Source organism: Secundilactobacillus silagei JCM 19001 (assembly GCF_002217945.1).
Classification (GTDB): Bacteria; Bacillota; Bacilli; order Lactobacillales; family Lactobacillaceae; genus Secundilactobacillus; species Secundilactobacillus silagei.
On record NZ_BCMG01000019.1, the window covers coordinates 1 to 7,420 of the forward strand.

Consider the following 7,420-nt stretch of genomic DNA (forward strand, 5'->3'; position numbering starts at 1 on the left):
ACTGATGAAATCCTGGCAGCACTTGAGCTTATTAATCAACGACCATTAAAAATCCATCATCAACAGACTGCCATTGAAAGTTTCCGGGCTTGTTCGGATTAAACTTGTAATTTGCCACACAAAGAAATAAAGGAATTGGTCATCAACTTCTGATTTTTGCCGAAAAATATGCGCGAAACAATAATTGCAAGTGTCTTGAAATTGGAACTGGTACAACTAGTTTTGGACAACTTTATCTTTATCAAAAATGTGGTTTCCGGGTTGTTGGTGTTGATCAAAACTTCTTTACAATTCACTATGATAAAGAGATTACTGAAAATGGTCTTGTTTTAAAAGACATGATACGTTTGAGGAAAGTTCTAAAATAAGTCTTGTTTCTCTTATAGGGTCCATAATTAACAAATAGGCCTTTGATCATTTCTAAAGCCATTCTTCAGAACGTTATTACAATCTGAAGAATGGCTTTATTGGCGACATTAACCAAACTATCCAGTTGTGCAAGTAACATTTGCGTGACTATTGCTAGTAATTCTTGCTAGGATTGCCTTAGATCCTTGATTATGATTTAGGAGGAGTGAGATTTGAGCTTTAAAGACGATATCAAGACCTTGCGCAGGCAATCTAATTTAACCCAAGAAGCGTTAGCTCAACAATTGCATGTGACCCGTCAAACGGTCTCAACTTGGGAAACTGGCAAGAACATGCCAAATTTAGAGACCCTGCATGCTTTGAGTCAATTGTTTAACATCTCACTCGAAAAACTTCTATTTAACGAGGAGATTGCAATGAAAAAAAATAAAGAACCCTCTTTGGCCACCCAGATAGATCATGATGTTAAGCTTAAAAGTCGTTATCGTCGTTGGACTTTTGGTTTAGGTGGCTTGATTGTACTAGCACTAGTTAGTGTTGGTATTTTATGTTTGGGATATTATAAAGGTATTGGGACGATTGATCGATTTGATCCGTTTTTATCCTATAAAGTCGGGTACACTAAATTGCCTAGTGAAAAGGAAATTTCTCCTAACAATAAGGCGACCAATGGTTACTGGACCGCTTGGTTCACCGATAATACGATGGGTAATGAATGGACCAAATTGACCTTAACGACGGGGCTTAATCCTGGGGTCAAAGATCCTTATGTGATGGCTTATCATAAGGGCAGTTATGTTAAAGTTGCGCGTATCGTTCCTCGCACCTACATTAATCAGACTTACGTTAGCAACTTAGCAGCGCTAGATGCCTTGTTAAATCATAAGGGAAATACAGCGACTAACAATCATGACCTTAAGAAGTATAAGACACAAATCCATATATCCGACACTGTCCAACAGTTAGTAACTGAATAGAAAACCACCAAGTTACAATTCTGCAAGCAGTTTTAGGGCCTATAGTCACAAATAACGCCTATAAAAGAGCAAGCATAGAATCATTGCTTGCTCTTTTTGCGTTTCATCAACATAATTATTTTGAAATCAGGAGGGTATATATGAAATTTGGTGATCGTCTAAAAAACGCAAGAACAGAATTGAATCTTACTCAGGAACAAGTTGCTAGAGATTTTTTTATTACTAGACAAACTATTTCTAGTTGGGAAAATGAAAAAACTTATCCTGACATTGCTAGCTTGATTAAGTTGAGTGACTATTACCATATTTCACTAGATACTTTGTTAAAGGAGGATACAGGTATGCGTGAGTTTTTGGAAAAGGAAGAAGTTACGAGACAAATAAAACCAATTTATCGCGATCTTATAGTTATTGATTTACTAGTCTGTTCATTACTAATTGGTGACTTTTTTAATCTAATACATTTAGGTGTATTTATGCTGCCAATATTTTTCTTGTTATTGTGCAGTGTATCTGCATTAAATAAGTTAAGAGAGTTCGATAACTCTAGTTCTCTTGGATTAAAATATGCTTGGCAAAAATACTTGTCTGGAGAAAAAGGAGCAAAATATTCACTTATTATGCCGATAGTATTTATCACTTCAGGAGTCATTGTTGTGTTATTAAAAGAATGGTATATTGGTGAAATCTTTATGGTAATAGGAATTTCATTTTTATTTTCCATTTTTACAAAAACAAAACACCAATGATATTTTCCTATGCATCAGGGGGTATAAGTCCCAAATCGCCCCTCAAAAACATTGAAAGAATAGCCCCCAATATCTATAATGTAGATATTGGGGGCTATTTTAATTTATTTTTTTATAAGTGCCCCTAAACTATAGCTATTGATTCAAGATTTCATGGGAGCCAGTTGCAACCAATAACAAAATCAATTCATCATGATCTAGCTGATAAATAACAATCCAGTTGTCATAATTTTTACCATAGTTTCCATATCTGGCAGGGTGAAATTCACGATAGCCACGCCAATTTCCTTTTAATGCATGATCTTTAATCTGTTTCAAAACAAGTACATCTTGTTCAACAATTGCTTCTAAACAAGGCTTCAAGACAGTTATTGGGAAATGTTTTTTGACTAGTTTTTTTAATTCACGTTCAAAAGATTTAGTCTGTTTAATTTGCATCTAACTTATCGATCCAATCTTCAAAGTCAGTCAATGAACCAATGTTTTTGACCTGCCCTGTTTCTGCTTCTTTTTTAGCGGCTAAGGCTTCCGGAGAATCTAAAAAGCTGACTAATCGAACTTCATTATTGGCCGCTTTAACTAACGATAAGCGTATATACTCAGAAACGGTTAGCCCTTGTTTTGCTAGATTAGCTTTAGCCCGTTCACTAATGTCAGGTGTTACACGAGTTGAAATTGTCTTGTTTTTAATAATAGTATTACTCATTCTAATCCGCCTCCTTTAAGTTTACCATCGTACTACATTATAATATTCGATTTTTAGGTTTTCTGCAACTAAATTAATTTTAAAGTAAAGGAACTAACAGCTTATGCAACAAGTTGTCTTACCCATCAAAGATTCAAACGTTCTTAAAGAGGTTCAAGATACGTTACTCAATAACTTTAAAGCTGGCCGACGTAACTATACGATTTTTCAAGTTGGTAAAGCGACGCTACTGCGAGTGAGTGACGTTATGGGCTTAAAACAGGCCGATATTTTTAATCCGGACGGTTCTATTAAACAAAATGCGTTCATTCACGACCGAAAAACGGGTAAGCCTAATACCTTGTATCTTAAACCTGTTCAAACAGAGCTCTTATTGTACCGTCAATGGCTACTTGATCATAGACTAGCCTCTGAATGGCTCTTTCCTTCAATTCAGCACCCCAACCAACATATTACGGAAAAACAATTCTACAAAGTCATGAGCAAAGTCGGCGATCTTTTAAGCATTAATTACCTTGGTACCCACACTATGCGCAAAACTGGGGCTTATCGCGTTTATACGCAATCCAATTACAATATTGGCTTAGTCATGCACTTATTAAATCATTCAAGTGAAGCCATGACTTTAGCTTATTTAGGCTTAGACCAAGCCAGTACCGAAACGATGCTAGATCAAATTGATTTTGGTTAGGGGGGGGGTTATGGATTTAGATTTTGAAACCAACAAGTACGAGCTGTTTGATGATTGGCACCAAAACAAGATTAAACAAGCATTTACACAAAAATTGCAGCAACAAGCTCAAATTGAAAAAACACACCTGCCAAAATTATTGTCGCGTGAAGACTTAAAAATTCGTTGGCAGATGAACTCTCGTCAAAGTGTTCATCAAGTTGCTAGTAAGCCTGATTTTCCGCAACCCGTTTTTGCTTTTAATCATGGTAAGACGCCGCTTTACTTAGCAACTGAAATTCAAGTTTTCGAAATTAATCACCCTTGGGTAATAACTCCCGGCGCTCGTCTTGCTTATAGTCATTGGATCCTTCGTAATGTGATTTATTAATCTTAAGATTTAACTCTAGGTTTTTGATAGTTGGCGTTAGCCTTCTAATACAAATAACCCCCATCAAAATGGGGATTAAATCTACCCTTGACAAGTGTCAAGGGTGTAAGTGCGCATTGACCTCGTTTCACTCGGTCTGCTGATAACCATGAAATCAGTTTTTGCCGTTGTTGAATTGACTGTATTTTTAATTCAATTTATGTTTGCACCTAACTAGGATTGTTATGTTTTAAATATTTAAAAAGTGTTGCAGATTACGCTGTTTTAAGCCAAAATTTTTTAATTGCTTTGTGCAGATAATCTTTATAAGCTTGGTAACAAATTTTGAATAACGGTGCTGTAAGATCTGTGAATTTAAACTGAAAGCATTATTTTGATGTTAGGAGTCATTAAGATTGACGAAAAGAAAGTATTAAAGCCAATTGATGAAATGCTTGCTGATCCTTGGCAAGTTGATATTCAAGAATTGTTTGAAGCTTCTGTCAATGAACCTAACGAGATTAAAAAGAATTTGTATGATTCCTTATACACTTATATTTTGCAAAAAAGACAAGAAGATATTATTAATCGACCAGGATTTGTAATTTAGCCCTCTAAAAGCTCGCTGAGGGCTTTTTATTTTGTTTTGGCATAATTATATGTAAATAAGCTTAAAATTGCCGAGAATTGAAAATAAAGGCCTTAAAAGGGACGTAGCAGTTAAATTCTTATTATGTTTTAGATAAACTAAGTGTTTGCTGTCAATGGTAGCGGACGAGCAAAGCGTGGGAGCATAAGGAATTGACAGCTCTTAACCAGTCTTAACACTGAATTGGCGAAAGCCAAAGTTTCTATAAAACTTTGCTTTCCTGCCTAACGGCGAGTGAAAAAACGGTCAAGCTGGTTCAGCTTGGACGGGGTGCGGGGCGTCAGCGCCCGTGTAAATGTGGCTTGCCACACCTTTATGGCAACGAACGGAGTGAGGCGCAAAGAGCGTAGCGAATGGAGTTTAATGTGAGCCGGTTTTTGGCTCACTCCTTTGTATTTTTGATTTTAGGTTTTGATCTCGTACGTGGTGCCTCTTTTATAATCTCTTTTATAAACCTCTTTTAAACCTCTTTTAGACCCCTCTTTAGCCTTACTCTCCCAAGACGTACAGGGGTTTATAGATAGAGTTTTGTCTGTTTATAGATAGAGTTTTGTCTGTTTATAGATAGAGTTTTGTCTGTTTATAGATAGAGTTTTGTCTGTTTATAGATAGAGTTTTGTGGTATTGTATATTCATAAAAACGTGTTTATTAAAAGAGGTGCTTCATTTGAGTAATGAAATTGTTAAATATGATCCAGAATTAAATACAATCCCACTTCGAAAATTCACTCCTGTTGAAATGAATTTATTCTTCTCAATAGTTTCTAGAATGCGTGACAAAGGTGACGAAACTGTAAGGTTTTCATTTGATCAATTAAAAGAATTAAGTGCATATAAACCTACAGCAAATAACCGATTTATTGACGATATTGAAAGTACTTATCAAAAAATTTTAGGCTTACGCTTTGGAAGGCGTAGTAAAGATGGGCTGCATCGTGAATTTTTTGTTATGTTTACCGAATTTGAGATAAACGGCCATGCTGATGATCCTTATGTTGATATTAAAATTTACCCCAAAGCTATAAAATTATTGAATGAGCTGGAAAGTTGGGTTCGTTATGCTTTATCAGAATTCAGAGATTTAAAAAGCAGCTACGCAAAAACCATGTTCCGTTTACTAAAACAATTTAGGACTACTGGGTACGCTTACTTTTCAGTTGCGGACTTTAACGAGCTATTAGATGTCCCTAAAAGCTATAAAAGTAGCAATATAAATCAATCCGTTTTAAAACCCATCAAAGAGGAACTTACACCTCTTTTTAGAGGCCTAACTGTTCGAAAAAAATATGGTAAAGGCCGCGGGAAACCAGTGATTGGGTATTCCTTTACTTGGAAGTCTGAAAAGAAAGACGCTAATGACTTCTCACAAGGTCAAATTCAAGATGAACGTCAAAAACTCTTTAACATTCAGCATAATGGTGAATTAACAGAGCAGGAAAAATGGCGCGCCATTGACAAGGTTAAAGGGTTAACTTTAGGCTCTACTGAGAAGCAAGCATTGGCTGATAAACAGGCCGAGCACGATAAAAAAATAAGAGATCAAGCAAGACAAGAAGCACTTGCTGAACTCCGAAAGGGGTTGGGAAATCATGCCTAAAACTATTAGAGAACTTGCTGATGAATTAAAGGTCTCCAAACAAGCCATTCAATATCACTACCAAAGACTACCAGCAAAAAAGCAATAAAAAGATAGTCGGGGTGCAAACATGATTAGCACTACAGCTGAGATGATTATTAGAGACAAGATAGCAAAGCCTTTGGTCTCAAAGAGCCAACAAACAGGTAGGAAACAGATACCAAAGACTAGCAAAGAAAATAATGAGCTAATTGCTACTCTAAGAAGAGAAATAGAAGATTTAAAGTTTCAACGTGACAAACAGCTTGCTACCAAGGATCAGCAAATAAGTAGTAAAGACCGACAAATAGATCATCTAACAAAATTGATAGATCAGCAGCAACGATTACAGTTGACGCCTTATTTGGTGGTCATTCAACCAACTATAACCAACAGTCGGTGCCACTTATTCGCCCAGAAGAATTTGCTACCTTACAACAGCCAGTTTTATATGCCTACAAGCTAGGCGTTTCACAAGTTGATAAAGCTTTTTGGTTTAAAGATGCACGTATGAAAGCAATGGTAGAAAACTAAGGAGTTTAAATAAAAAACATCGTTGCGCACATTATTGTGGTAACATTGTTCGCAATGAAGGAGTAATTTAGCATGAAGCTTTATTCTATGAAGGATATTGCAGAGGAAATCGGCAAAGACAAATCCAATGTTTATCGTTATATAAAGAAAAACAATATTGCGCACACTGATGTAAAAGAACGTACATTATTGTTTAACGCAACGCAAAAAAACTCCATTGTAAAAGGCATGGCAAGCAATCCAAACAATGACGTTGCGCAACGGTCGCAACATGCCCAGCATAATGAATATCATAGCGAAACAGATAATAATACTGATCAAATTATTGCTGCTATGCAGGATAATATTAAGAATTTAAAAGAGCAAAATGCCTTGCTAGCTAAACAGTTGGAAAGCAAGGATAAACAACTTGATGAGGCACAAAAGCTAATTGATCAGCAACAACAGTTAAACCTATCAACACAGCGTCTTTTAACACAACAAAATGAGCCGCAGGAAGTTAAGCAACAAACACAAACTAAGCAAAAAAGTACTGCACAGGCACAACAGTCAGAAGAAAATAGTGATGATCAAAAAAAGGCTTCAAAGAAGGGGTTCTTTAAGCGCTTATTTGATAACTAAAGGTACATGTTCATATGACACACAACTATTTTGTTTTTAGATTTGGCAAATTACAAGTTTAATCCGAACAAGCCCGGAAACTTTCAATGGCAGTCTGTTGATGATGGATTTTTAATGGTCGTTGATTAATAAGCTCAAGTGCTGCCAGGATTTCATCAGT

The 7,420-nt window shown here is 36.0% G+C and carries 9 protein-coding genes and 4 pseudogenes; 10 read left to right on the forward strand and 3 right to left on the reverse strand.

All coding sequences use genetic code 11. From position 1 onward, the window contains the following. The 4 genes and pseudogenes from CES79_RS13115 to CES79_RS12145 all read left to right on the forward strand — a co-directional run. Nucleotides 1–102, forward strand: a pseudogene (locus tag CES79_RS13115) (IS30 family transposase); the annotation flags it as partial. 29 nt (nt 103–131) lie between these two features. Then, nucleotides 132–368 (forward strand): annotated as a pseudogene (locus CES79_RS13120) (GNAT family N-acetyltransferase); the annotation flags it as partial. 213 nt (nt 369–581) lie between these two features. Continuing rightward, entirely contained in the window at nt 582–1,346 is a 765-nt protein-coding gene (locus CES79_RS12140) for a helix-turn-helix domain-containing protein (protein ID WP_054656492.1), read from the forward strand. 140 nt (nt 1,347–1,486) lie between these two features. Beyond that, nucleotides 1,487–2,095: a helix-turn-helix domain-containing protein gene (locus CES79_RS12145; protein ID WP_089137361.1), complete on the forward strand. Its 609-nt coding sequence runs from the start codon at nt 1,487–1,489 to the stop codon at nt 2,093–2,095. A 135-nt stretch (nt 2,096–2,230) separates the two neighbouring features. Here the strand turns inward: CES79_RS12145 and CES79_RS12150 are convergent, their stop codons facing one another. Continuing rightward, nucleotides 2,231–2,533 (reverse strand): type II toxin-antitoxin system YafQ family toxin, encoded by a 303-nt coding sequence (locus CES79_RS12150; protein ID WP_005917927.1) that lies wholly within the window; start codon nt 2,531–2,533, stop codon nt 2,231–2,233. After that, nucleotides 2,523–2,801 carry a plasmid mobilization protein gene (locus CES79_RS12155; protein ID WP_003625288.1) on the reverse strand — a complete coding sequence of 93 codons (279 nt, stop codon included), beginning with the start codon at nt 2,799–2,801 and terminating at the stop codon, nt 2,523–2,525. Before CES79_RS12155 ends, CES79_RS12150 begins: the two co-directional genes overlap by 11 nt. Before the next feature lie 103 nt (nt 2,802–2,904). On the opposite strand from CES79_RS12155, the gene CES79_RS12160 reads away from it, so the two are divergent. The 6 genes and pseudogenes from CES79_RS12160 to CES79_RS12190 all read left to right on the forward strand — a co-directional run bounded on the left by CES79_RS12160 (nt 2,905) and on the right by CES79_RS12190 (nt 7,260). Further along, nucleotides 2,905–3,492, forward strand: coding sequence for a site-specific integrase (locus CES79_RS12160; RefSeq protein WP_054656493.1), 588 nt, complete (start codon nt 2,905–2,907; stop codon nt 3,490–3,492). Nucleotides 3,493–3,502: 10 nt separating this feature from the next. After that, the gene (locus CES79_RS12165; RefSeq protein WP_089137362.1) at nt 3,503–3,862 is read left to right on the forward strand and encodes a hypothetical protein; all 360 of its coding nucleotides are present in this window, start codon (nt 3,503–3,505) and stop codon (nt 3,860–3,862) included. A 376-nt stretch (nt 3,863–4,238) separates the two neighbouring features. Continuing rightward, nucleotides 4,239–4,451, forward strand: a complete 213-nt coding sequence (locus tag CES79_RS12170; RefSeq protein WP_054656489.1) for a hypothetical protein — start codon at nt 4,239–4,241, stop codon at nt 4,449–4,451. 706 nt (nt 4,452–5,157) lie between these two features. Then, the gene (locus CES79_RS12175) at nt 5,158–6,087 is read left to right on the forward strand and encodes a replication initiation protein (protein WP_089137363.1); all 930 of its coding nucleotides are present in this window, start codon (nt 5,158–5,160) and stop codon (nt 6,085–6,087) included. Continuing rightward, nucleotides 6,080–6,460, forward strand: a pseudogene (locus tag CES79_RS12180) (DUF536 domain-containing protein); the annotation flags it as partial. The gene CES79_RS12175 and the pseudogene CES79_RS12180, both read left to right, overlap by 8 nt. A gap of 251 nt (nt 6,461–6,711) precedes the next feature. Continuing rightward, a complete protein-coding gene (locus CES79_RS12190; RefSeq protein WP_034529710.1) occupies nt 6,712–7,260 on the forward strand; it encodes a DUF536 domain-containing protein in 549 nt (182 codons plus the stop codon). A gap of 58 nt (nt 7,261–7,318) precedes the next feature. On the opposite strand, the pseudogene CES79_RS12755 reads toward CES79_RS12190, so the two are convergent. Next, nucleotides 7,319–7,420: pseudogene (locus CES79_RS12755) on the reverse strand (IS30 family transposase); the annotation flags it as partial.

Bases quoted from the DNA above. Each gene is read 5' to 3' on its own strand.
- CES79_RS12145 (WP_089137361.1), top strand. From the start codon at position 1,487: ATGAAATTTGGTGATCGTCTAAAAAACGCAAGAACAGAATTGAATCTT.
- CES79_RS12165 (WP_089137362.1), top strand. From the start codon at position 3,503: ATGGATTTAGATTTTGAAACCAACAAGTACGAGCTGTTTGATGATTGG.
- CES79_RS12150 (WP_005917927.1), bottom strand. From the start codon at position 2,533: ATGCAAATTAAACAGACTAAATCTTTTGAACGTGAATTAAAAAAACTA.
- CES79_RS12170 (WP_054656489.1), top strand. From the start codon at position 4,239: ATGTTAGGAGTCATTAAGATTGACGAAAAGAAAGTATTAAAGCCAATT.
- CES79_RS12155 (WP_003625288.1), bottom strand. From the start codon at position 2,801: ATGAGTAATACTATTATTAAAAACAAGACAATTTCAACTCGTGTAACA.
- CES79_RS12160 (WP_054656493.1), top strand. From the start codon at position 2,905: ATGCAACAAGTTGTCTTACCCATCAAAGATTCAAACGTTCTTAAAGAG.
- CES79_RS12190 (WP_034529710.1), top strand. From the start codon at position 6,712: ATGAAGCTTTATTCTATGAAGGATATTGCAGAGGAAATCGGCAAAGAC.